Source organism: Lysinibacillus sp. NPDC097287, from assembly GCF_044761695.1.
In the GTDB taxonomy this organism is placed as follows: Bacteria; Bacillota; Bacilli; order Bacillales_A; family Planococcaceae; genus Lysinibacillus.
Genome location: NZ_JBIWCX010000013.1, coordinates 120822 through 140194 on the forward strand (window position 1 = coordinate 120822; position 19373 = coordinate 140194).

The 19373-nt window shown below is 39.6% G+C and carries 32 protein-coding genes and 1 pseudogene; all 33 read left to right on the forward strand.

Features of this window, described 5'->3' with window-relative positions; all coding sequences use genetic code 11:
* The first annotated feature begins 1 nt into the window (after position 1).
* The gene (locus ACIQ2D_RS17075) at positions 2 to 1018 is read left to right on the forward strand and encodes an ATP-binding protein (RefSeq protein WP_402866139.1); all 1017 of its coding nucleotides are present in this window, start codon (positions 2 to 4) and stop codon (positions 1016 to 1018) included.
* Positions 1019 to 1119: 101 nt separating this feature from the next.
* On the forward strand, positions 1120 to 1881 hold the full coding sequence (locus ACIQ2D_RS17080) for an ABC transporter ATP-binding protein (protein WP_402866141.1): 762 nt from the start codon (positions 1120 to 1122) through the stop codon (positions 1879 to 1881).
* Complete coding sequence (locus ACIQ2D_RS17085; RefSeq protein ID WP_402866143.1) at positions 1871 to 3847, forward strand: FtsX-like permease family protein; 1977 nt, start codon at positions 1871 to 1873, stop codon at positions 3845 to 3847. The genes ACIQ2D_RS17080 and ACIQ2D_RS17085 overlap by 11 nt, the downstream gene beginning before the upstream one ends.
* 157 nt (positions 3848 to 4004) lie before the next feature.
* Positions 4005 to 5321 (forward strand): Na+/H+ antiporter family protein, encoded by a 1317-nt coding sequence (locus ACIQ2D_RS17090; protein WP_402866145.1) that lies wholly within the window; start codon positions 4005 to 4007, stop codon positions 5319 to 5321.
* Positions 5322 to 5692: 371 nt separating this feature from the next.
* Positions 5693 to 6001, forward strand: coding sequence for a 30S ribosomal protein S10 (rpsJ, locus tag ACIQ2D_RS17095; protein WP_004233624.1), 309 nt, complete (start codon positions 5693 to 5695; stop codon positions 5999 to 6001).
* Positions 6002 to 6047: 46 nt separating this feature from the next.
* The gene (gene rplC, locus ACIQ2D_RS17100; protein WP_402866147.1) at positions 6048 to 6677 is read left to right on the forward strand and encodes a 50S ribosomal protein L3; all 630 of its coding nucleotides are present in this window, start codon (positions 6048 to 6050) and stop codon (positions 6675 to 6677) included.
* 26 nt (positions 6678 to 6703) lie between these two features.
* Positions 6704 to 7327: a 50S ribosomal protein L4 gene (gene rplD, locus ACIQ2D_RS17105; RefSeq protein ID WP_402866149.1), complete on the forward strand. Its 624-nt coding sequence runs from the start codon at positions 6704 to 6706 to the stop codon at positions 7325 to 7327.
* Complete coding sequence (gene rplW / locus ACIQ2D_RS17110; RefSeq protein ID WP_054767903.1) at positions 7327 to 7611, forward strand: 50S ribosomal protein L23; 285 nt, start codon at positions 7327 to 7329, stop codon at positions 7609 to 7611. The genes rplD and rplW overlap by 1 nt, the downstream gene beginning before the upstream one ends.
* A gap of 51 nt (positions 7612 to 7662) precedes the next feature.
* A complete protein-coding gene (gene rplB, locus ACIQ2D_RS17115) occupies positions 7663 to 8493 on the forward strand; it encodes a 50S ribosomal protein L2 (protein ID WP_402866151.1) in 831 nt (276 codons plus the stop codon).
* 60 nt (positions 8494 to 8553) lie between these two features.
* Entirely contained in the window at positions 8554 to 8832 is a 279-nt protein-coding gene (gene rpsS, locus ACIQ2D_RS17120; protein WP_004233637.1) for a 30S ribosomal protein S19, read from the forward strand.
* Positions 8833 to 8854: 22 nt separating this feature from the next.
* On the forward strand, positions 8855 to 9199 hold the full coding sequence (gene rplV, locus ACIQ2D_RS17125; protein ID WP_004233639.1) for a 50S ribosomal protein L22: 345 nt from the start codon (positions 8855 to 8857) through the stop codon (positions 9197 to 9199).
* Between the two features lie 3 nt (positions 9200 to 9202).
* Positions 9203 to 9856: a 30S ribosomal protein S3 gene (rpsC, locus tag ACIQ2D_RS17130; protein ID WP_402866153.1), complete on the forward strand. Its 654-nt coding sequence runs from the start codon at positions 9203 to 9205 to the stop codon at positions 9854 to 9856.
* Between the two features lies 1 nt (position 9857).
* Positions 9858 to 10292 (forward strand): 50S ribosomal protein L16, encoded by a 435-nt coding sequence (rplP, locus tag ACIQ2D_RS17135; protein ID WP_010860599.1) that lies wholly within the window; start codon positions 9858 to 9860, stop codon positions 10290 to 10292.
* Positions 10282 to 10482 (forward strand): 50S ribosomal protein L29, encoded by a 201-nt coding sequence (gene rpmC / locus ACIQ2D_RS17140; protein WP_004233646.1) that lies wholly within the window; start codon positions 10282 to 10284, stop codon positions 10480 to 10482. The genes rplP and rpmC overlap by 11 nt, the downstream gene beginning before the upstream one ends.
* Before the next feature lie 18 nt (positions 10483 to 10500).
* Positions 10501 to 10764 carry a 30S ribosomal protein S17 gene (gene rpsQ / locus ACIQ2D_RS17145; protein WP_008181723.1) on the forward strand — a complete coding sequence of 88 codons (264 nt, stop codon included), beginning with the start codon at positions 10501 to 10503 and terminating at the stop codon, positions 10762 to 10764.
* A 43-nt stretch (positions 10765 to 10807) separates the two neighbouring features.
* Positions 10808 to 11176, forward strand: coding sequence for a 50S ribosomal protein L14 (gene rplN / locus ACIQ2D_RS17150; RefSeq protein WP_042478646.1), 369 nt, complete (start codon positions 10808 to 10810; stop codon positions 11174 to 11176).
* Positions 11177 to 11211: 35 nt separating this feature from the next.
* On the forward strand, positions 11212 to 11520 hold the full coding sequence (rplX, locus tag ACIQ2D_RS17155) for a 50S ribosomal protein L24 (protein ID WP_053596063.1): 309 nt from the start codon (positions 11212 to 11214) through the stop codon (positions 11518 to 11520).
* Between the two features lie 29 nt (positions 11521 to 11549).
* Positions 11550 to 12089: a 50S ribosomal protein L5 gene (rplE, locus tag ACIQ2D_RS17160; protein ID WP_402866156.1), complete on the forward strand. Its 540-nt coding sequence runs from the start codon at positions 11550 to 11552 to the stop codon at positions 12087 to 12089.
* Between the two features lie 21 nt (positions 12090 to 12110).
* The gene (locus ACIQ2D_RS17165) at positions 12111 to 12296 is read left to right on the forward strand and encodes a type Z 30S ribosomal protein S14 (protein WP_004233656.1); all 186 of its coding nucleotides are present in this window, start codon (positions 12111 to 12113) and stop codon (positions 12294 to 12296) included.
* A 29-nt stretch (positions 12297 to 12325) separates the two neighbouring features.
* Positions 12326 to 12724 (forward strand): 30S ribosomal protein S8, encoded by a 399-nt coding sequence (gene rpsH / locus ACIQ2D_RS17170; protein ID WP_008181717.1) that lies wholly within the window; start codon positions 12326 to 12328, stop codon positions 12722 to 12724.
* Positions 12725 to 12754: 30 nt separating this feature from the next.
* Entirely contained in the window at positions 12755 to 13294 is a 540-nt protein-coding gene (gene rplF, locus ACIQ2D_RS17175) for a 50S ribosomal protein L6 (RefSeq protein ID WP_402866158.1), read from the forward strand.
* Positions 13295 to 13326: 32 nt separating this feature from the next.
* Positions 13327 to 13686: a 50S ribosomal protein L18 gene (gene rplR, locus ACIQ2D_RS17180; RefSeq protein ID WP_402866160.1), complete on the forward strand. Its 360-nt coding sequence runs from the start codon at positions 13327 to 13329 to the stop codon at positions 13684 to 13686.
* Between the two features lie 21 nt (positions 13687 to 13707).
* Complete coding sequence (gene rpsE / locus ACIQ2D_RS17185) at positions 13708 to 14211, forward strand: 30S ribosomal protein S5 (RefSeq protein ID WP_008181711.1); 504 nt, start codon at positions 13708 to 13710, stop codon at positions 14209 to 14211.
* Positions 14212 to 14226: 15 nt separating this feature from the next.
* Positions 14227 to 14409 carry a 50S ribosomal protein L30 gene (gene rpmD, locus ACIQ2D_RS17190; RefSeq protein ID WP_349660269.1) on the forward strand — a complete coding sequence of 61 codons (183 nt, stop codon included), beginning with the start codon at positions 14227 to 14229 and terminating at the stop codon, positions 14407 to 14409.
* A 34-nt stretch (positions 14410 to 14443) separates the two neighbouring features.
* The gene (gene rplO, locus ACIQ2D_RS17195) at positions 14444 to 14884 is read left to right on the forward strand and encodes a 50S ribosomal protein L15 (RefSeq protein ID WP_402866162.1); all 441 of its coding nucleotides are present in this window, start codon (positions 14444 to 14446) and stop codon (positions 14882 to 14884) included.
* Positions 14884 to 16179: a preprotein translocase subunit SecY gene (gene secY, locus ACIQ2D_RS17200; protein WP_402866164.1), complete on the forward strand. Its 1296-nt coding sequence runs from the start codon at positions 14884 to 14886 to the stop codon at positions 16177 to 16179. Before rplO ends, secY begins: the two co-directional genes overlap by 1 nt.
* Before the next feature lie 69 nt (positions 16180 to 16248).
* On the forward strand, positions 16249 to 16902 hold the full coding sequence (locus ACIQ2D_RS17205) for an adenylate kinase (RefSeq protein WP_402866166.1): 654 nt from the start codon (positions 16249 to 16251) through the stop codon (positions 16900 to 16902).
* Between the two features lie 248 nt (positions 16903 to 17150).
* A pseudogene (locus ACIQ2D_RS17210) lies at positions 17151 to 17228 on the forward strand (type I methionyl aminopeptidase); the annotation flags it as partial.
* Positions 17229 to 17316: 88 nt separating this feature from the next.
* Positions 17317 to 17535: a translation initiation factor IF-1 gene (gene infA, locus ACIQ2D_RS17215; protein ID WP_004233690.1), complete on the forward strand. Its 219-nt coding sequence runs from the start codon at positions 17317 to 17319 to the stop codon at positions 17533 to 17535.
* A gap of 37 nt (positions 17536 to 17572) precedes the next feature.
* On the forward strand, positions 17573 to 17686 hold the full coding sequence (rpmJ, locus tag ACIQ2D_RS17220) for a 50S ribosomal protein L36 (protein ID WP_000868344.1): 114 nt from the start codon (positions 17573 to 17575) through the stop codon (positions 17684 to 17686).
* A 24-nt stretch (positions 17687 to 17710) separates the two neighbouring features.
* A complete protein-coding gene (gene rpsM / locus ACIQ2D_RS17225; protein WP_402866168.1) occupies positions 17711 to 18076 on the forward strand; it encodes a 30S ribosomal protein S13 in 366 nt (121 codons plus the stop codon).
* Positions 18077 to 18102: 26 nt separating this feature from the next.
* Positions 18103 to 18492, forward strand: a complete 390-nt coding sequence (rpsK, locus tag ACIQ2D_RS17230; RefSeq protein WP_402756689.1) for a 30S ribosomal protein S11 — start codon at positions 18103 to 18105, stop codon at positions 18490 to 18492.
* Positions 18493 to 18631: 139 nt separating this feature from the next.
* A partial coding sequence (locus tag ACIQ2D_RS17235) for a DNA-directed RNA polymerase subunit alpha (protein WP_402866170.1) occupies positions 18632 to 19373 on the forward strand: 742 nt, incomplete at its 3' end.

The following is a 19373-nucleotide window of genomic DNA, read 5'->3' on the forward strand; positions in this document are numbered from 1 at the left end:
CTTGATTGGATTGTTTTTAAGAGAGCGTTTTTCATGGATTGCGTTTTATATTGTTATGCTACTGGTACTCAATGTTTTGCTTAGATTAGATATGGGGTTTGCTGGTATTTCAATTGCATATTTGAATATTGTGCTGTGTGTCAGCTTTATCGTATTTTTACTATGGTGTTATATCATAGAGACATTACAAGTAAAAAATTTCCTGGGAAATCTAGATGCACAATTAGATGAACCACATAGTAAAAGCTTAGTGCTATCGCCATTTCAGCGAGCCTACCTTACCAAAATAGAAGATGTATTTCGTGAAAAGGATGCTACATTGAATGACATGAAAGTTCAGTTACAGGAAGATACAGATGATTTGCTGGCGTGGGTACATGAGGTAAAGGCACCATTAACATCGATAAATTTAATGATAACGCAAGTAGAAGATACCACCATACGAAGAAAGCTAGAGTATGAGTGGTTAAGGTTGCATTTACTAGTTGACCAGCAACTGCATCAAACAAGATTTGCTTCAATTGAAAAAGATAATTATATGAATGAAATTATGCTACGTACAGTTGTTTATGAGGAAATTCGTGCAATGCAGACCTGGTGTTTAGGAAAAAATATTGGCTTTGATGTGTCAGATTTGCAGGAGTCTGTGATGACTGATGGTAAATGGTTAGCATTTATTGTGCGTCAGATACTATCTAATGCCATCAAATATAGCCCTGAAAATACGGAAATTTTGATTTTTACTGAAGTTGATCATTCCGGTGCGAAGTTATTACATATTAAGGATAATGGAATTGGGATACGTAGAGAGGATTTGCCACGTATTTTTCAAAAATCATATACAGGAACGGCTGGAAGAGAATCTGCCCAGTCAACAGGTATGGGTTTGTACTTAGCACATAATGTTGCACAGAAGTTAGGTATATGTATTAGTGTGCAATCCGTTGTTGGTGAAGGCTCAATATTCACATTGCGTTTTCCTGTACAAAATGAATATGTCAAACTTACAGGTAGATGACGAAATTGTCACCTACCTTTTTATATTGTCATCAAAAACGCACGAAACAAAGAGGTAAACACAGTACACTATAAATAATGAAGCGAAAGGGGAGCGACGAGGTGACAGTTTTAATTGCTCGTAAAGTTAAGAAAGTTTATGGAAAAAAATTAACTGCTCAAGAAGTATTAAAGGGCATTGATGTTGAAGTTAATAAGGGCGAATTTGTAGGTATTATGGGCCCATCTGGTTCAGGTAAAACAACACTATTAAATGTATTGTGTTCAATTGACTTTGCAACAGAGGGTGTTATAGAAATAAATGGTCAAAGCTTACGTGGGATGAAGGAGAAAGAGCTGGCGAATTTCCGACGTGAGCAACTAGGATTTATCTTCCAAGATTACAATCTACTTGATACATTAACGGTGAAGGAAAATATTCTATTGCCATTATCAATAGGTAGACTGCCTAAGGTTGTTGCGGAGAATCGTGTAAAGGAGCTGACACGTTTACTTGGCATCACTGATATATTAAATAAATATCCGAATGAGATTTCTGGTGGACAAAAGCAACGTACTTCAGCTGCACGTGCTCTTATTACAAATCCATCCCTAGTTTTTGCAGATGAACCAACGGGTGCGCTTGATTCGAAATCAGCAACGGCGCTTTTGAAGAACTTGCAAAGTATTAATGAGCAAAAGGAAGCAACCATCATGATGGTAACGCATGATGCAGCTGCTGCAAGTTTCTGCACACGTGTGTTGTTTTTGAAGGATGGGCAAATTTATAGTGAATTGTACAAGGGTGATAAAACGAGGCAGGCATTCTTTCAAGAAATCATGCATACGCAAAGTGTGCTAGGCGGTGACGGTTATGAGTCTTAGTAAACTCGTGTTCCGTAGCATGAAGAAAAATATGAAGCATTACTATTTATATTTCTTCGCGCTTATTTTTAGTGTGACGCTGTTCTTCTCGTTTGTAACACTGCAATTCAATAAAGATGTCTTGGCTACAGTATCAGGTAGTGGAACTGCAACAGCTGGATTTGAGGCTGCGACGTATATTTTATATTTTATTATTCTGTTTTTCGTCCTTTATGCGAATCATTTATTTATGAAGCGTCGTAGTAAGGAGATAGGGTTATATCAACTTATAGGAATGACTAAAAGCTTGATTGTGCGCTTATTAGCATTTGAGAACATCTTACTTTTTGTAGGGGCTGTAGTAATTGGAATTGTGGTAGGTTTCTTTAGTTCGCGACTATTTGCAATGATTTTACTTCGTGTACTAGAAAAAGAGACACTTGTTAAGATGAGTTTTAGTACGGAGGCTTTACAACAGTCAATTGTTGTCTTTGCTATCCTTTTAGTGATTGTCCTGGTGCAAATGACGTGGATGATTTACCATGTATCATTATTATCGTTGTTTACAGCATCTAAGCAGGCAGACGAACGAGTAAAACGATTTAGTCCATTGCAAATGGGAATTGGCTTCTTGGGACTTATTCTTATCATTTATGGCTATTATGCATCAACAAAACTATTTACTATTGATGAAACGAGTAATTTGTTTTTGGATATGATCATTATATTAGCTTCAACAATTGGTGGAACATTCTTGGTATTCCGCTTTTCAGTAGCCTTTGTTTTAAATAGTGTGCGCTTAAAGAAAAACGGTCATTTATCGGGTAGTGATGTACTAGCACTAACGCCAATTATGCATCGGATGAAAAGTAATGCAAAATCACTAACACTCATCACGGTCCTAACTGGTGTATCACTTGGTATTACAACTTTATCTTTTATTTCATATTACTCCTCAGAGTCGAAGTCGTATAGTCAAGTACCGGGTGATTATGTACTATTTGATGAACATGGAAGTGATTTCCTGAAAAGTCTTAAGGACAAAGAGATTGGTTATACGAGTATTAATCTTCGATTGCACAATGTAACAGTAAAACTTTCAGATTTACTAACGGAAAAGGGCCGAGAAAACTCACTTTTTCAAGAAGAGGGAACAGTTTCTACAATACCAGTTTCAGATTACCAGCAGTTAGTTCCTGGTGCTTCTATAAATAAAAATGAAGTCATTATCACAAATTATGGGGGATATATGGCGGAGATGTTTCCACTTGAGAGTAATCATGATGTGGCCGTTAGAATAGGTAAGCTTGAAGAGGTACTTCGAGTGGTAGAGGTTAATGATGAACCAGTTTTAAGTAGTGTTTTAACAAATGGTGGCGCTCCTATTTTTATTGTACCAGATGCGTTATTCGAAACATTTCTTACTCAGCCTTCGCAATCGTTCTTGAATAAACAAACTATTGTTGTGCTAGATGATAAAGACGATAGAACAGTAGCAGAGGATTTGTATATGCAATCAGGTGCTAGGAATGTATCGTTTACTGATGACGAAGGTAAGTTGAAAAATTATATAGTGCCATCATATGAAACTGCGCTTAAAGGAAATATTGAAATTTTCGGTATAACAATTTTCACCACAGCATTTTTAGGTTTAGCATTTCTGATGACAACAGGTAGCATATTGTATTTTAAACAAATGTCTGAGGCCGAAGAAGAGCGTGCTTCTTATACAGTCCTAAGGAAGATTGGTTTCAGTGAACGAGATATTATGAAAGGTATCTATATGAAGCAACTGTTTAACTTTGGTGTACCGTTACTAATTGGTCTGCTTCATAGCTATTTTGCAGTTAAATCGGGATGGTTCTTATTTGGCTCTGAGCTAACAGCGCCACTTTGGATTGCGATGAGCTGCTATGTTGCACTATATGCGATTTTTGCAGTGCTCTCTGTTGGTTATTATAAAAAGGTTGTTCGAGAGTCCTTGTAATCTATAATATTAGAAGGAAAGTAATACAACAGTGTGTCGCATGCTATGCGGCATGCTGTTTTTTTGATGATAAAGATAAGAATCTCTTGACTTTCATTTGTCAGAATATTAAACTTTACTATATTAATAATCTAGTGTGTGAAAGTGAAGTGTAGTAATGAATGCAGTAATTGTAGCAGTAGCAGTCATGTTAATATTAAGTTTACTACGTATCAATGTCGTGTTGTCGCTTGTATTAGGTGCCTTTGCAGGTGGGTTAACAAGTGGTATGGGGATGACAGCGACGGTCGAGTCATTTACAGAAGGTTTAGGAGCAGGGGCAACAATCGCGCTTAGTTATGGTTTGTTAGGTGGTTTTGCCATTGCCATTTCAAAAACAGGTATTCCAGAGCTGTTAATTACAGGAATTTTAAAAGTTTTAAATAAAAATGGAGAAAGCAATCGTAAAGGATTAGTGAAGGTGTTAATCTTCTTATTAATCTTTATGATGTCGATTTTCTCACAGAATTTAATTCCGATTCATATTGCCTTTATTCCATTATTAATTCCTCCGATTTTAAAGCTCTTAAATATGTTAGAGGTCGATCGTCGATTTATTGCAGTATTAATTGCAGTTGGTTTAATCGGTACATATAGTTTTGTGCCTGCTGGTTTCGGAGCTATTTTCCAAGATATCGTGTCTACTCAGGTAACAAACGCTGGTATGGAAGCATCATCTAGTGATGTACCAAAAGCAATGGCTATTCCTATTATAGGAATGTTAGTAGGTTTAGGATTTGCATTGTTCTTTTACCGTAAACCACGTAAATACGATAATGCGGATATAAAATTAGATGCATTACAGGTATCCGTTAGTAAACGTGTGATTATCTCTACAATTATCGCATTAGTCATTTCACTATATGCACAAATAGCAACAGATTCTATGATTGTCGGTGCGTTTTCAGGGATCATGATTATGTACTTTACAGGCGCTCTTAAATGGAAGGAAGCTGATGAAATTCTTTCAGAAGGTATGAAGATGATGGCATTCATCGGTTTCGTTATGATTGCAGCTAACGGTTTCGCTTCAGTTATAAATGCGACTGGTCATGTGGATAGCTTGATTGCAAGCGCAATAGATCTTCTTGAAGGTAATAGAAGCATAGCAGTATTTATCATGTTAATGATTGGCTTAGTCGTGACAATGGGGATTGGGTCTTCCTTTGCGACTGTCCCGATTATCGCAACCTTATTTGTACCGCTCGCACAAGGGTTAGGAATGAGTCCGCTTGCGATTATTTGTTTAATTGGGACATCGGGTGCATTAGGGGACGCAGGTTCACCAGCATCAGATTCAACATTAGGTCCAACAGCGGGTTTGAATGCAGATGGGCAGCATAATCATATTTGGGATACATGTGTACCAACATTTACATTCATCAACATTCCGCTTATCATTTTTGGATGGATTGCATGTGTATTTTTCTTATAAACTATTAAGGGCAGTCTCCTGATATGGGGCTGCTTATTTAGATTTTCAAATGCGTACTTACTATAATAGAAGAAATCATTAAAATACCTACTGTAGTAATCATATGAGTTGCAAAATAGATAGAAATTATATATACTAATAAACGGCTTAAATAAGCGATAAATACTAGTAGTAAAGAATATCTACAACATTTAAAAGAATTTAGCGAAAAGACTTGCTTATTCTTTTTTTATTGTATATAATGTTGAATGTTGGTCTTTGACTGCGATGAAGCGAGAGGTTGCCGACACACCCGGCCGCATTGCCATGGCGGTGTGTGGGAAAATTTTCGTGGAGAATGTCTAGTAAATAGGCGAGAAGGAGGGAAAATAATGGCAAAACAAAAGATCCGTATCCGTTTAAAAGCTTATGATCACCGTATTTTAGATCAGTCTGCTGAGAAAATTGTGGAAACTGCAAAACGTTCAGGTGCAAGTGTATCAGGTCCGATTCCACTTCCAACTGAGAAGTCTGTGTATACAATTCTTCGTGCTGTTCACAAGTACAAAGATTCTCGTGAACAATTCGAAATGCGTACGCATAAGCGTCTGATTGATATCGTTAACCCAACACCACAAACTGTTGACGCGTTAATGAAACTTGATTTACCATCTGGCGTTGATATTGAAATCAAACTTTAATGGTAAAAATAATATAACTTTTTAAAATTTACAGGAGGTGTGACAAATGGCTAAAGGAATCTTAGGTAGAAAAATTGGTATGACTCAAGTTTTCGCTGAAAACGGTGATTTAATCCCGGTAACAGTTATCGAAGCTACTCCAAACGTAGTACTTCAAAAGAAAACTGTTGATACAGATGGCTACGAAGCAATCCAAGTTGGTTTTGAAGACAAGCGCATTAAGCTTTCTAACAAACCGCAACAAGGTCACGTAGCAAAAGCGAATACTGCTCCTAAGCGCTTCATTCGTGAATTCCGCAACGTTAATGTTGAAGAATACGAAGTTGGTCAAGAAGTCAAGGTAGAAATTTTCGCAGAAGGCGATGTAATTGATGTAACAGGTGTTACTAAGGGTAAAGGTTTCCAAGGTGTTATTAAACGTCATGGTCAATCTCGTGGTCCTATGTCCCACGGTTCTCGTTACCACCGTCGTCCTGGTTCAATGGGTCCAGTTGCTCCGAACCGCGTATTCAAACAAAAGAAATTACCTGGTCAAATGGGTGGCACAGTAGTTACAATCCAAAACTTAGAAATTGTAAAAGTTGACGTTGAACGTAACTTGCTACTTGTTAAAGGTAATGTTCCTGGTTCTAAAAAAGCTCTAGTTACAGTTAAATCTGCAATTAAAGCTAACTAATCACTTCGAGAAAGGAGGAAACAGGAATGACAAAAGTATCTGTACTTAGTCAAACAGGTGCTTCAGTTGGTGAAATCGAGTTAAACGAAGCGATCTTCGGAATCGAGCCAAATGAAGCAGTATTATTCGACGCAGTAATCGCACAACGCGCATCACTACGTCAAGGTAATCACAAGGTTAAAAACCGTTCTGAAGTTGCTGGTGGTGGTCGTAAACCATGGCGTCAAAAAGGAACTGGTCGTGCTCGTCAAGGCTCTATCCGTTCTCCACAATGGCGCGGCGGTGGTATCGTATTCGGTCCAACTCCACGTAGCTACAGCTATAAATTACCTAAAAAAGTTCGTCGCTTAGCTCTTAAATCAGCTTTATCAGCTAAAGTTGTTGAACAAAACTTCTTAGTTCTTGATGCTCTTACATTAACAGCACCAAAAACAAAAGAATTCACAAAAATCCTTAAAGATCTTTCTTTAGAGAAAAAATCTTTATTCGTAACTGCTGACCTAGATGAGAACGTAGCATTATCTGCTCGTAACATCCCTGGTGTAACAGTTTTAACTGCTAACGGAATCAACGTTCTTGATCTTTTAGGTCACGAAAAAGTTGTATTCACGAAAGCTGCAGTAGAAAAAGTTGAGGAGGTGCTTGGATAATGGAAGCACGTGATATTTTAAAACGTCCGGTCATTACTGAGCGTTCTTCAGAACTTATGGCAGAGAAAAAGTATACTTTCGAAGTAGACACTCGCGCAAACAAAACTCAAGTAAAAGACGCTGTAGAAGAAATCTTTGGTGTAGAAGTTGAGAAAGTAAACGTTCTTAACTACAAAGGTAAATTCAAACGCGTTGGCCGTTATGGTGGTTACACTAACAAACGCCGTAAAGCAATTGTTAAATTAACTGCAGACAGCAAAGACATCGAATTATTCGAAATGTAATCCTAACTAAAGGATTTAATAATTTGAACACTCAAGAAGGAGGGAAAACACATGGCGATTAAAAAGTATAAACCTACCTCTAATGGTCGTCGTAATATGACGTCATTAGACTTTGCGGAAATTACAACTAACAAGCCTGAGAAATCATTGCTTGCACCAATTAAACGCAAAGCTGGTCGTAACAACCAAGGTAAAATCACTGTTCGTCACCATGGTGGTGGTCATAAGAAGCAATACCGTATCATCGACTTTAAACGTATTAAAGACGGCATTCCGGCAAAAGTTGCTACTATTGAATATGATCCAAACCGTTCTGCGAATATCGCACTAGTAAACTACGCTGATGGAGCAAAAGCTTACATCTTAGCACCTAAAGGTCTAGAGGTTGGTCAAACAATCATTTCTGGCCCAGACGCTGACATTAAAGCAGGTAACGCATTACCATTAGCAAACATTCCAATGGGTACTACAATCCACAACATCGAGTTAAAACCTGGTAAAGGTGGCCAATTAGTACGTTCAGCTGGTACTTCAGCTCAAGTACTTGGTCGTGAAGATAAATACGTTATCGTACGTCTTCAATCAGGCGAAACGCGTTTGATTCTTGCTACTTGCCGCGCTACAATCGGTCAAGTTGGTAACGAACAACACGAACTTGTAAAAATCGGTAAAGCCGGTCGTTCTCGTTGGTTAGGTAAACGCCCAACAGTTCGTGGTTCTGTAATGAACCCTAACGATCACCCACACGGTGGTGGTGAAGGACGTTCTCCAATCGGACGTAAATCACCAATGACTCCTTGGGGTAAACCAGCACTTGGTTACAAAACTCGCAAGAAGAAAAACAAATCGGATAAATTCATCATCCGTAGTCGTAAAAAATAATGTGGTTAAACTACGGTTCTATGTGAGAACCGTGGTGGTATCACGAAGGGAGGCTCCTACATGGGTCGCAGCTTGAAAAAAGGACCTTTTGTCGACGACCACTTAATGAAAAAGGTGGAAGCACAAGAGGCTTCTGAGAAAAAACAAGTTATCAAGACTTGGTCTCGCCGTTCTACAATCTTCCCGAACTTCATCGGTTTAACGATTGCTGTATATGATGGACGTAAACATGTTCCTGTATACGTAACAGAAGATATGGTAGGCCACAAACTTGGTGAATTCGCACCGACACGTACTTACAAAGGTCACGGTGCAGACGACAAGAAAACAAGACGCTAATTTTGAGAGGAGGTAAATCCTAATGACACAAGCTAAAGCTATCGCTCGCACAGTACGCATTGCTCCTCGTAAAGTTCGTCTAGTTGTAGACTTAATCCGAGGTAAGCAAGTTGGTGAAGCAGTTGCAATTTTACGTCATACTCCAAAAGCGGCGTCTCCAGTCGTTGAGAAAGTATTAAAATCTGCAGTTGCTAACGCTGAGCACAATTATGATCTTGACATCAATTCTTTAGTAGTTTCTGAAGTATTCGTTGATGAAGGTCCAACATTAAAACGTTTCCGTCCACGTGCACAAGGACGTGCAAGCGCAATTAACAAACGTACAAGCCACATTACTCTAGTGGTATCTGAAAAGAAGGAGGGTTAATCCATGGGTCAAAAAGTACATCCAATAGGACTACGCGTTGGTATTATTCGTGACTGGGAGTCAAAATGGTACGCTGAAAAAGACTATGCAACTCTACTTCACGAAGACATTAAAGTGCGTAAACATATTGAAACGGCTTTAAAGGACGCTTCAGTTTCTAAAGTGGAAATCGAACGTGCAGCAAACCGTGTAAACATCACAATTCACACTGCGAAACCAGGTATGGTAATCGGTAAAGGTGGTACTGAAGTTGAAAATCTTCGTAAGCACCTTGGTCAATTAACTGGTAAACGTGTACACATCAACATTATCGAAATTAAACGTGCTGATCTTGATGCGAAATTAGTAGCTGAAAACATCGCTCGTCAATTAGAAAACCGTGTATCATTCCGTCGAGCGCAAAAGCAATCGATCCAACGCACAATGCGCGCTGGTGCAAAAGGAATTAAAACACAAGTATCTGGTCGTTTAGGTGGCGCTGATATCGCGCGTGCTGAACACTATAGCGAAGGAACTGTACCACTTCATACTCTACGTGCTGACATCGACTATGCACACGCAGAAGCTGACACTACTTATGGTAAATTAGGCGTTAAAGTATGGATTTACCGTGGAGAAGTTCTTCCTACGAAGAAATCTGTGGAAGGAGGCAAATAATATGTTATTGCCTAAACGCGTAAAATACCGTCGTGAACACCGCGGAAACATGCGTGGCGAAGCGAAAGGCGGTAAAGAAGTATCTTTCGGCGAATGGGGCTTACAAGCTCAAACAGCTAGCTGGATCACTAACCGTCAAATCGAATCTGCACGTATCGCGATGACTCGTTACATGAAACGTGGCGGTAAAGTTTGGATTAAAATCTTCCCGCACAAACCTTACACGAAAAAACCTCTAGAAGTCCGCATGGGTTCTGGTAAAGGTTCTCCTGAGGGTTGGGTTGCAGTAGTAAAACCAGGAAAAGTAATGTTCGAAATTGCTGGTGTATCTGAAGAGATCGCACGTGAAGCACTTCGTTTAGCATCACATAAGCTTCCTGTGAAATGTAAGATCGTAAAACGTCAAGAAACTGGTGGTGAATCTAATGAAAGCTAATGAAATCCGTGACCTTGCCACTTCTGAAATTGAATTAAAAGTGAAATCACTGAAAGAAGAGCTTTTCAACCTTCGCTTCCAATTGGCGACTGGTCAATTAGAAAACACAGCTCGTATTCGCGAAGTGCGTAAAGCAATCGCGCGTATGAAAACTGTTATTCGTGAAAGAGAAATCAGTGCAAATAACTGATAAAGGAGGTTTTCAAGTATGACTGAGCGTAATCAACGCAAAGTTTACACGGGCCGCGTAGTTTCAGATAAAATGGACAAAACTGTTACTGTTTTAGTTGAAACACACAAAAAGCACAAGCTTTATGGTAAACGTGTAAAATACTCTAAAAAGTTTAAGGCTCATGATGAGCAAAACCAAGCGAAAATCGGTGATATCGTACGTATCATGGAAACTCGCCCGCTATCAGCTACTAAACGTTTCCGTCTAGTTGAAGTTGTAGAAAAAGCGGTTATTATTTAATAACTAATTCGGAACAACCAATTTCCGAAGGGAGGTAATCTCATTGATCCAACAAGAAAGTCGTATGAAAGTTGCTGACAACTCAGGTGCACGTGAAGTTCTTACAATTAAAGTGCTTGGTGGCTCTGGCCGTAAAACTGCGAACATCGGTGATATCGTTGTTTGTACAGTTAAGAAGGCAACACCAGGTGGCGTTGTTAAGAAGGGTGACGTTGTCAAAGCTGTTATCGTTCGCACAAAATCAGGCGTTCGCCGTAAAGACGGTACTTATATCAAATTTGATGAGAATGCTTGCGTAATCATTAAAGATGATAAATCACCACGCGGAACTCGTATTTTCGGACCTGTTGCACGTGAATTACGTGACAGCAACTTCATGAAAATCGTTTCTTTAGCTCCAGAAGTTCTTTAATTTCATGATAGTGCCAATCAAGGAGGTGCGACAGCATGCATGTAAAAAAAGGTGACAAAGTTAAGGTTATCACTGGTAAGGATAAAGGCAAAGAAGGAGTAATCCTAGCTTCTTATCCAAAACAAGACCGCGTTCTTGTTGAAGGTGTAAACATCGTGAAAAAACACGTTAAACCTAACCAATTGAATCCACAAGGTGGGATTGTAAGCCAAGAGGCTGCAATTCACGTTTCGAACGTAATGCTAATCGATCCTAAATCTGGCGAGCCGACTCGTGTAGGTTATAAAATCGAAAACGGTAAAAAAGTTCGTGTTGCAAAAAAATCAGGTGCAGTAATCGACTAACTAGTAAATAAGAGAAGGGAGGTACACACATGAGCCGCCTAAAAGAAAAATATTTAAATGAAGTTTCACCTGCTCTAATGAGCAAGTTTGGATATAAATCAGTTATGCAATTGCCGAAAGTTGACAAAATCGTAATCAACATGGGTGTTGGTGACGCAGTTCAAAACTCTAAGGCATTAGATACAGCTGTAGAAGAATTAACAATCATCACTGGTCAAAAACCAGTAGTAACTAAAGCTAAAAAATCGATCGCTGGTTTCCGTTTACGTGAGGGTATGCCTATCGGTGCTAAAGTTACATTACGCGGTGAGCGTATGTATGAATTCTTGGACAAATTAATCGCTATTTCACTACCTCGTGTACGTGACTTCCGTGGTGTTTCTAAAAAAGCATTCGATGGTCGCGGTAACTATACTCTAGGTATTAAAGAGCAATTAATTTTCCCAGAAATCGATTACGATAAAGTTTCAAAAGTACGCGGTATGGACATCGTGATCGTAACGACAGCGAACTCTGACGAAGAAGCTCGCGAGTTATTGACACAATTCGGTATGCCGTTCCAAAAGTAATAAAACAAGGAGGGCGAAAACGTGGCAAAAAAATCAATGATCGTTAAACAACAACGTAAACAAAAGTTTAAAGTGCAAGAATATACACGCTGTGAGCGCTGTGGCCGTCCACACTCTGTATATCGCAAATTTAAACTTTGCCGTATTTGTTTCCGAGAACTTGCATATAAGGGACAAATTCCTGGCGTGAAAAAAGCCAGCTGGTAATCCCCTAATTTGGGAAGGAGGTAAATGTAATGACAATGACTGATCCGATTGCAGATATGCTAACTCGCATTCGTAATGCGAACATGGTTCGTCACGAGAAGTTAGAAGTACCGGCTTCCAACGTGAAAAAAGAAATCGCTGAAATTTTAAAGCGTGAAGGTTTCGTACGTGACGTAGAATACGTGGAAGACAACAAGCAAGGAATTATCCGTATCTTCTTAAAATACGGTAAAGATAACGAGCGTGTTATCACTGGCTTAAAACGTATTTCTAAACCTGGACTACGTGTCTATGCAAAAACAAATGAAGTACCTAAAGTATTAAACGGTCTAGGTATCGCTTTAGTGTCTACTTCACAAGGTTTATTAACAGATAAAGAAGCTCGCGCTAAACAAGTTGGCGGCGAAGTTTTAGCATACGTTTGGTAATTAGCTATAAATGAATGGAGGTGCAACTAAATGTCTCGTGTAGGTAAAAAAATTATCGAGGTACCAGCTAACGTAACTGTAACTGTTGCAGAAGGCAATACTGTTACTGTTAAAGGTCCAAAAGGCGAACTTGTTCGTTCTTTCCACCAAGATATGAAAATTGAGCAAGAAGGCAACGTGATCACTGTATCTCGTCCTTCTGAATCAAAAGAACACCGCACAAACCACGGTACAACTCGTGCGCTATTAGCGAACATGATTACTGGTGTTTCTGTAGGTTTCGAAAAATCATTAGAACTTATCGGTGTCGGTTACCGTGCGTCATTACAAGGTAAAAAACTTGTTCTTAACGTAGGTTACTCTCATCCAGTTGAGTTCACACCTGAAGATGGTATTGAAGTAGAAGTTCCTTCTAACACAAAAATCATCGTTAAAGGTATCAGCAAGGAACGCGTTGGCGCTCTTGCATCTAACATCCGTGACGTACGTCCACCAGAGCCTTATAAAGGTAAAGGGATCCGTTACGAAGGCGAACACGTTCGTCGTAAAGAAGGTAAAACAGGTAAATAATGCTGCTTAAGCATTAGAAAGGAGTGACCCTTATGATTACGAAACAGGATAAAAATCAAGTTCGTAAAAAACGTCATGCACGAGTACGTTCTAAAATTACGGGTACTGCTGAGCGTCCACGCTTAAACGTATTCCGTTCTAACAAGAACATCTATGCACAATTAATCGATGACGTGGCAGGCGTAACACTTGTTAGCGCATCTTCTCAAGAAAAATCTTTTGAAGGCGCTGGTAACAACGTAGAAGCTGCAACTAAAGTCGGTGAAGCAATCGCAAAACGCGCTGCTGAAAAGAACATTACTGGTATTGTCTTTGACCGTGGCGGTTACTTATATCATGGACGTGTAAAAGCTTTAGCTGAAGCTGCACGTGAGAACGGTTTAGAATTTTAATAAGAAGGAGGGACACATTTCATGAGTCGAATTGACGCAAACAAACTTGGAGAACTTGAAGAACGCGTAGTTACTATTAACCGTGTTGCGAAAGTTGTTAAAGGTGGACGTCGCTTCCGCTTCACAGCATTAGTTGTTGTTGGCGATAGAAACGGTCATGTAGGATTCGGTACTGGTAAAGCACAAGAGGTGCCAGATGCTATCCGCAAAGCTGTTGAAGATGCGAAGAAAAACTTAGTAGAAGTGCCACGTGTTGGTGGAACAACTCCACACTTAGTGCTTGGTCGCTTCGGTGCAGGAGAAATCCTAATCAAGCCTGCTGCTCCTGGTACAGGAGTTATCGCTGGTGGTCCGGTTCGTGCCGTACTAGAACTTGCTGGTATTACTGATATTCTTTCAAAATCACTTGGTTCAAACACACCAATCAATATGGTGCGTGCGACAGTACAAGGTTTAACTGAATTAAAACGCGTAGAGGACGTAGCAAAATTACGTGGTAAATCAGTGGAAGAAATATTAGGATAAGGGGGGAAATATAATATGGCTAACAAATTAGAAATCACCCTTACTAAGTCTGTGATTGGTACTAAACCTGCACAGCGTAAAACAATCGAAGCTTTGGGCTTACGTAAATTAAACCAAACTGTTGAGAAAGCTGATAATGCAGCAACTCGCGGTATGATTGATGTCGTAGCACACTTAGTTACTGTAAAAGAAAACTAATTTTTAATTAACGAACAAGGAGGTGCCATCCAATATGAAACTTCATGAGTTAAAACCAGCAGAAGGTTCCCGTAAAGTACGTAACCGTGTAGGTCGCGGTATCGGTTCTGGTAACGGTAAAACTGCAGGTAGAGGTCATAAAGGTCAAAACTCTCGTTCTGGCGGCGGTGTACGCCCTGGATTCGAAGGTGGTCAAAACCCTTTATTCCGTCGTTTACCGAAACGCGGCTTTACTAACATTAACCGTAAAGAGTACGCGATCGTTAATCTTGACACATTGAACCGTTTCGAAGAGGGTGCAGAAGTAACAACTGCATTACTACTTGAAACAGGTCTAGTGAGCAATGAAAAAGCTGGGATTAAAGTTCTTGGAAACGGAACTCTTAACAAAAAGCTTACAGTAAAAGCTCATAAATTCTCAGCTTCGGCTAAAGAAGCAATTGAAAATGCCGGCGGAACTACTGAGGTGATTTAATGTTTCAGACGATCTCTAACTTTATGCGTGTTCGAGATATACGAAATAAAATCATTTTCACACTTTTAATGTTAATTGTTTTCCGTATTGGCACATTCGTACCAGTACCTAACGTTGACGCTGATGTATTAAAGGCAACTGATGAGTTCAATCTCGTTGGTTTCCTGAATACTTTTGGCGGTGGTGCTTTGGCAAACTTCTCTATCTTTGCGATGGGAATTATGCCTTACATCACAGCCTCAATTATTGTTCAATTATTGCAAATGGACGTAGTACCGAAGTTTGCTGAATGGGCAAAGCAAGGTGAAGTCGGAAGACGTAAACTTGCACAATTTACTCGCTACTTTACGATTATACTTGCTTTCATTCAATCATTTGCCATGTCATTTGGTTTTAACAAAATGTATGGTGGGTCATTGATTAAAGAAGAAGGAGTCCTAACGTACGTTACGATTTCAATCGTATTGACAGCTGGTACAGCATTTATTGTATGGCTTGCTGAACAAATTACTGCTCATGGTGTTGGTAATGGTATCTCTATAGTAATCTTCGCAGGTATCGTTGCAGCTTTACCCACAGCAGCAAACCAAGTTTATGCACAACAAATCGAGGATGCTGGTGATGCACTGTTCATTAACATTGTAGTCCTTGTATTACTCGCTTTAATCTTACTTGCAGTTATTGTTGGCGTTATCTATGTGCAACAAGCACTACGAAAAATTCCAATTCAGTATGCAAAACGAGTTACTGAACGTAATCAACAAACTGGTGGTCAACAAACGCACTTGCCGTTAAAAGTAAATGCTGCAGGGGTTATTCCTGTAATCTTTGCATCAGCGTTTCTTGTGACACCTCAAACGTTAGTTCCGTTCTTTGGTGAAAACAATGTAACTACGTTCATTCAAAACACTTTCAATTATGAAAAGCCTGTTGGAATGATGATTTATATTGCTTTGATCATCGCGTTCACATATTTCTATGCATTCATTCAGGTGAATCCAGAAAATGTGGCCGATAACTTGAAAAAACAAGGTGCTTATATCCCGGGTATTCGCCCTGGTGAAAACACTCAAACGTATTTAACAAGCGTGTTATATCGTCTGACTTTTGTTGGTGCGATTTTCTTAACTGTTATTTCTGTAATGCCGATTTTATTCATTAATTTTATGAATTTGCCTGCTTCAGTGCAAATCGGTGGTACTAGTATAATTATCGTAGTCGGCGTCGCGCTAGAAACTATGAAACAGCTAGAATCTCAACTTGTTAAACGTCACTACAAAGGCTTTATGAAATAATGTTGATTTCAAGGGAACGGTACACGTTTCCTGAGATCAACAAACCTTTTGTGGGGGGATTATTACCGTATGAATATCGTTTTAATGGGTCTGCCTGGTGCTGGTAAAGGTACACAAGCAGATAAAATTGTTGAGAAGTACGCAATTCCTCATATTTCTACAGGCGATATGTTCCGTGCCGCTATTAAAGACGGTACAGAACTAGGCTTACAAGCGAAATCATTTATGGATCAAGGTGCTCTAGTACCTGATGAAGTAACTATTGGTATCGTTGGTGAGCGACTTGCAAAAGCCGACTGTGAAAAGGGCTTCTTATTAGATGGATTCCCACGTACAGTTCCACAAGCTGAAGCTTTAGATGGCATTCTTGCTAATCTTGGCAAAGCAATTGAACATACGTTAAATATCCAAGTTGAAAAAGAAGAACTTATTGCTCGTCTATCAGGTCGTCGTATTTGTAAAACTTGTGGTTCATCTTACCACTTAATTTTCAATCCTCCTGCCGAGGAAGGAAAATGTGATAAAGATGGCGGCGAGCTATATACACGTGCGGATGATAATCCTGAAACTGTTGCAAATCGTTTGGAAGTAAATATGAATCAAGCACAACCTTTACTTGATTTCTATGAAGCTAAAGGTGTGTTAACAAATATTGATGGACAGCAAGATATTGATAAAGTATTTGCTGATCTTGACGCTCTACTACAGAGCAGCCGCAGCTGATACCCGGCTCCGGGCGCAGAATACTGCTTCCGCGGGAGGCATGCGGAAGCAACAACGAAACATAATTTTTTGAGAGTTGCAAAAGCATATTGTGCCTGGTATATATTTCTTTCAAAGTGTACAACATTACATTTGAGAGAGTATAATGGGTTTCGTGGAAGCATCTGTGTAACGGGTATGAATTTCTCATCCAAGACATTCCGGTATTCGTGTAAACATGGGAGATACAGCGCCCTTACTGGTTCTGTCTATTCCGTGGATTGTGTGAAACGAAACCAGACGAGCGTCTTTCAAATATCTCTCATACAATCCAAACATATGTTGAAACGAGGTTGCGTCTATAGTTGCAGCAGATATCCGTTTGATGTAACGATGAGAACTTTAATTTGCATATAGAGAGGAGAGACAGAGTAGATGGCGAAAGATGATGTAATTGAAGTCGAAGGGACAGTTGTTGAGACTTTGCCAAACGCGATGTTTAAGGTAGAATTAGAAAATGGACATGTGATTTTAGCACACGTATCTGGAAAGATTCGTATGCACTTTATCCGCATTCTACCTGGAGATAAGGTTACTATCGAGTTATCTCCTTACGATTTAACTCGCGGTCGTATCACATACCGTTTTAAATAATCTTTTGCGCTCCGGACTACTAAGGAGGTTAGGTTAGATGAAAGTGAGACCATCTGTGAAACCGATCTGCGAAAAATGTAAAGTAATTCGCCGACGCGGTAAAGTAATGGTAATCTGTGAAAATCCTAAACACAAACAAAAACAAGGTTGATTATAAAGGAGGTGCACAACGTACATGGCACGTATTTCTGGTGTTGACATTCCTCGCGATAAACGCGTTGTAATTTCATTAACTTACATTTACGGTATTGGTAAAACTTCTGCACAAAAAGTATTAGCTGATGCAGGTATCTCTGAAGATATCCGCGTACGCGACTTAACTGAAGAACAATTAAACCAAATCCGTGAACAATTAGACTCTTACAAACTTGAAGGTGACTTACGTCGCGAAACTTCATTAAATATCAAACGCTTGATGGAAATCGGTTGTAACCGTGGTATCCGTCACCGTCGTGGTTTACCTGTTCGTGGTCAAAATACGAAGAACAATGCGCGTACGCGTAAAGGTCCTCGTAAAACAGTTGCGAACAAGAAAAAATAATTAAGTAAAGGAGGTTCCTTCTTAACATGGCTCGTAAACAACAAACTCGTAAACGTCGTGTGAAAAAGAATATCGAATCTGGTATTGCACACATTCGTTCTACATTTAACAATACAATTGTAACGATTACAGATATGCAAGGTAACGCTGTTGCTTGGTCAAGTGCTGGTGCTTTAGGTTTCCGTGGTTCACGTAAATCTACTCCATTCGCTGCCCAAATGGCTGCTGAAACTGCTGCAAAAACGTCTGTTGAGCATGGTCTGAAAACGTTAGAAGTAACTGTTAAAGGTCCTGGTGCTGGTCGTGAAGCTGCTATTCGTGCACTTCAAGGTGCTGGTCTAGAAGTAACTGCTATTAAAGACGTTACTCCAGTTCCTCATAATGGTTGCCGCCCACCAAAACGTCGTCGCGTGTAATGGGTGCGTCTCATATTGAATGAGAACATCATTTCTTGTACAGACTGTCTTGTGCAAATAAAAAACGATACGTCATTGACGATCGAATCTATGATGGAAAGAACCTATACATTCGATGTTTTGAAGGAGGGTAAATGAAATGATCGAAATTGAAAAACCAAAGATTGAAACGGTGGAGATCAGCGAAGATTCCAAATATGGAAAGTTTGTTGTAGAACCGCTTGAACGCGGATATGGAAATACTTTGGGTAATTCTTTACGTCGCATCCTTCTGTCTTCATTACCAGGGGCTGCTGTTACTTCAATTCAAATTGACGGCGTACTGCACGAATTCTCAACTGTAGAAGGCGTAGTAGAAGACGTTGCTTCAATTATCTTGAACGTGAAAAAGCTTGCTCTTAAAATCTACTCTGACGAAGAAAAAGTTATTGAGATTGATGTTAAAGGTGATGGAACAGTTACGGCTGCTGACATTACACATGACAGTGACGTAGAAATTTTAAATCCAGATCTATATATTGCAACAATCGCTAAAAACGGTCATTTACGTATGCGTATGTACGCTCAACGCGGCCGTGGTTACACTCCTGCTGATCAAAACAAACGTGAGGATCTTCCTATCGGCGTGATCCCGATCGACTCTATTTACACTCCAGTATCACGCGTCAATTTCCAAGTGGAGAACACTCGTGTTGGTCAGTCTTCTGACTACGACAAACTTTCGCTTGATGTGTGGACAGATGGAAGCATCGGTCCGAAAGAGGCGATTTCGCTTGGAGCAAAAATTTTAACTGAGCATCTAAACATCTTTGTTGGCATGACAGACGAGGCACAAACTGCTGAAATCATGGTCGAAAAAGAAGAAGATCAAAAAGAAAAAG

What these genes read in the sequence shown, in the direction of transcription:
- rpsC (WP_402866153.1), top strand. Translation starts at nt 9,203, where the DNA reads ATGGGTCAAAAAGTACATCCAATAGGACTACGCGTTGGTATTATTCGT.
- rpsH (WP_008181717.1), top strand. Translation starts at nt 12,326, where the DNA reads ATGACAATGACTGATCCGATTGCAGATATGCTAACTCGCATTCGTAAT.
- ACIQ2D_RS17090 (WP_402866145.1), top strand. Translation starts at nt 4,005, where the DNA reads ATGAATGCAGTAATTGTAGCAGTAGCAGTCATGTTAATATTAAGTTTA.
- rpsM (WP_402866168.1), top strand. Translation starts at nt 17,711, where the DNA reads ATGGCACGTATTTCTGGTGTTGACATTCCTCGCGATAAACGCGTTGTA.
- rplF (WP_402866158.1), top strand. Translation starts at nt 12,755, where the DNA reads ATGTCTCGTGTAGGTAAAAAAATTATCGAGGTACCAGCTAACGTAACT.
- secY (WP_402866164.1), top strand. Translation starts at nt 14,884, where the DNA reads ATGTTTCAGACGATCTCTAACTTTATGCGTGTTCGAGATATACGAAAT.
- rpsJ (WP_004233624.1), top strand. Translation starts at nt 5,693, where the DNA reads ATGGCAAAACAAAAGATCCGTATCCGTTTAAAAGCTTATGATCACCGT.
- rpsS (WP_004233637.1), top strand. Translation starts at nt 8,554, where the DNA reads ATGGGTCGCAGCTTGAAAAAAGGACCTTTTGTCGACGACCACTTAATG.
- infA (WP_004233690.1), top strand. Translation starts at nt 17,317, where the DNA reads ATGGCGAAAGATGATGTAATTGAAGTCGAAGGGACAGTTGTTGAGACT.
- rpsK (WP_402756689.1), top strand. Translation starts at nt 18,103, where the DNA reads ATGGCTCGTAAACAACAAACTCGTAAACGTCGTGTGAAAAAGAATATC.
- rpsQ (WP_008181723.1), top strand. Translation starts at nt 10,501, where the DNA reads ATGACTGAGCGTAATCAACGCAAAGTTTACACGGGCCGCGTAGTTTCA.
- rplB (WP_402866151.1), top strand. Translation starts at nt 7,663, where the DNA reads ATGGCGATTAAAAAGTATAAACCTACCTCTAATGGTCGTCGTAATATG.
- rpsE (WP_008181711.1), top strand. Translation starts at nt 13,708, where the DNA reads ATGAGTCGAATTGACGCAAACAAACTTGGAGAACTTGAAGAACGCGTA.
- rplP (WP_010860599.1), top strand. Translation starts at nt 9,858, where the DNA reads ATGTTATTGCCTAAACGCGTAAAATACCGTCGTGAACACCGCGGAAAC.
- rplE (WP_402866156.1), top strand. Translation starts at nt 11,550, where the DNA reads ATGAGCCGCCTAAAAGAAAAATATTTAAATGAAGTTTCACCTGCTCTA.
- rplC (WP_402866147.1), top strand. Translation starts at nt 6,048, where the DNA reads ATGGCTAAAGGAATCTTAGGTAGAAAAATTGGTATGACTCAAGTTTTC.
- ACIQ2D_RS17205 (WP_402866166.1), top strand. Translation starts at nt 16,249, where the DNA reads ATGAATATCGTTTTAATGGGTCTGCCTGGTGCTGGTAAAGGTACACAA.
- rpmD (WP_349660269.1), top strand. Translation starts at nt 14,227, where the DNA reads ATGGCTAACAAATTAGAAATCACCCTTACTAAGTCTGTGATTGGTACT.
- rplO (WP_402866162.1), top strand. Translation starts at nt 14,444, where the DNA reads ATGAAACTTCATGAGTTAAAACCAGCAGAAGGTTCCCGTAAAGTACGT.
- rplW (WP_054767903.1), top strand. Translation starts at nt 7,327, where the DNA reads ATGGAAGCACGTGATATTTTAAAACGTCCGGTCATTACTGAGCGTTCT.
- rplV (WP_004233639.1), top strand. Translation starts at nt 8,855, where the DNA reads ATGACACAAGCTAAAGCTATCGCTCGCACAGTACGCATTGCTCCTCGT.
- ACIQ2D_RS17085 (WP_402866143.1), top strand. Translation starts at nt 1,871, where the DNA reads ATGAGTCTTAGTAAACTCGTGTTCCGTAGCATGAAGAAAAATATGAAG.
- rpmC (WP_004233646.1), top strand. Translation starts at nt 10,282, where the DNA reads ATGAAAGCTAATGAAATCCGTGACCTTGCCACTTCTGAAATTGAATTA.
- rplR (WP_402866160.1), top strand. Translation starts at nt 13,327, where the DNA reads ATGATTACGAAACAGGATAAAAATCAAGTTCGTAAAAAACGTCATGCA.
- rplD (WP_402866149.1), top strand. Translation starts at nt 6,704, where the DNA reads ATGACAAAAGTATCTGTACTTAGTCAAACAGGTGCTTCAGTTGGTGAA.
- rplX (WP_053596063.1), top strand. Translation starts at nt 11,212, where the DNA reads ATGCATGTAAAAAAAGGTGACAAAGTTAAGGTTATCACTGGTAAGGAT.
- rpmJ (WP_000868344.1), top strand. Translation starts at nt 17,573, where the DNA reads ATGAAAGTGAGACCATCTGTGAAACCGATCTGCGAAAAATGTAAAGTA.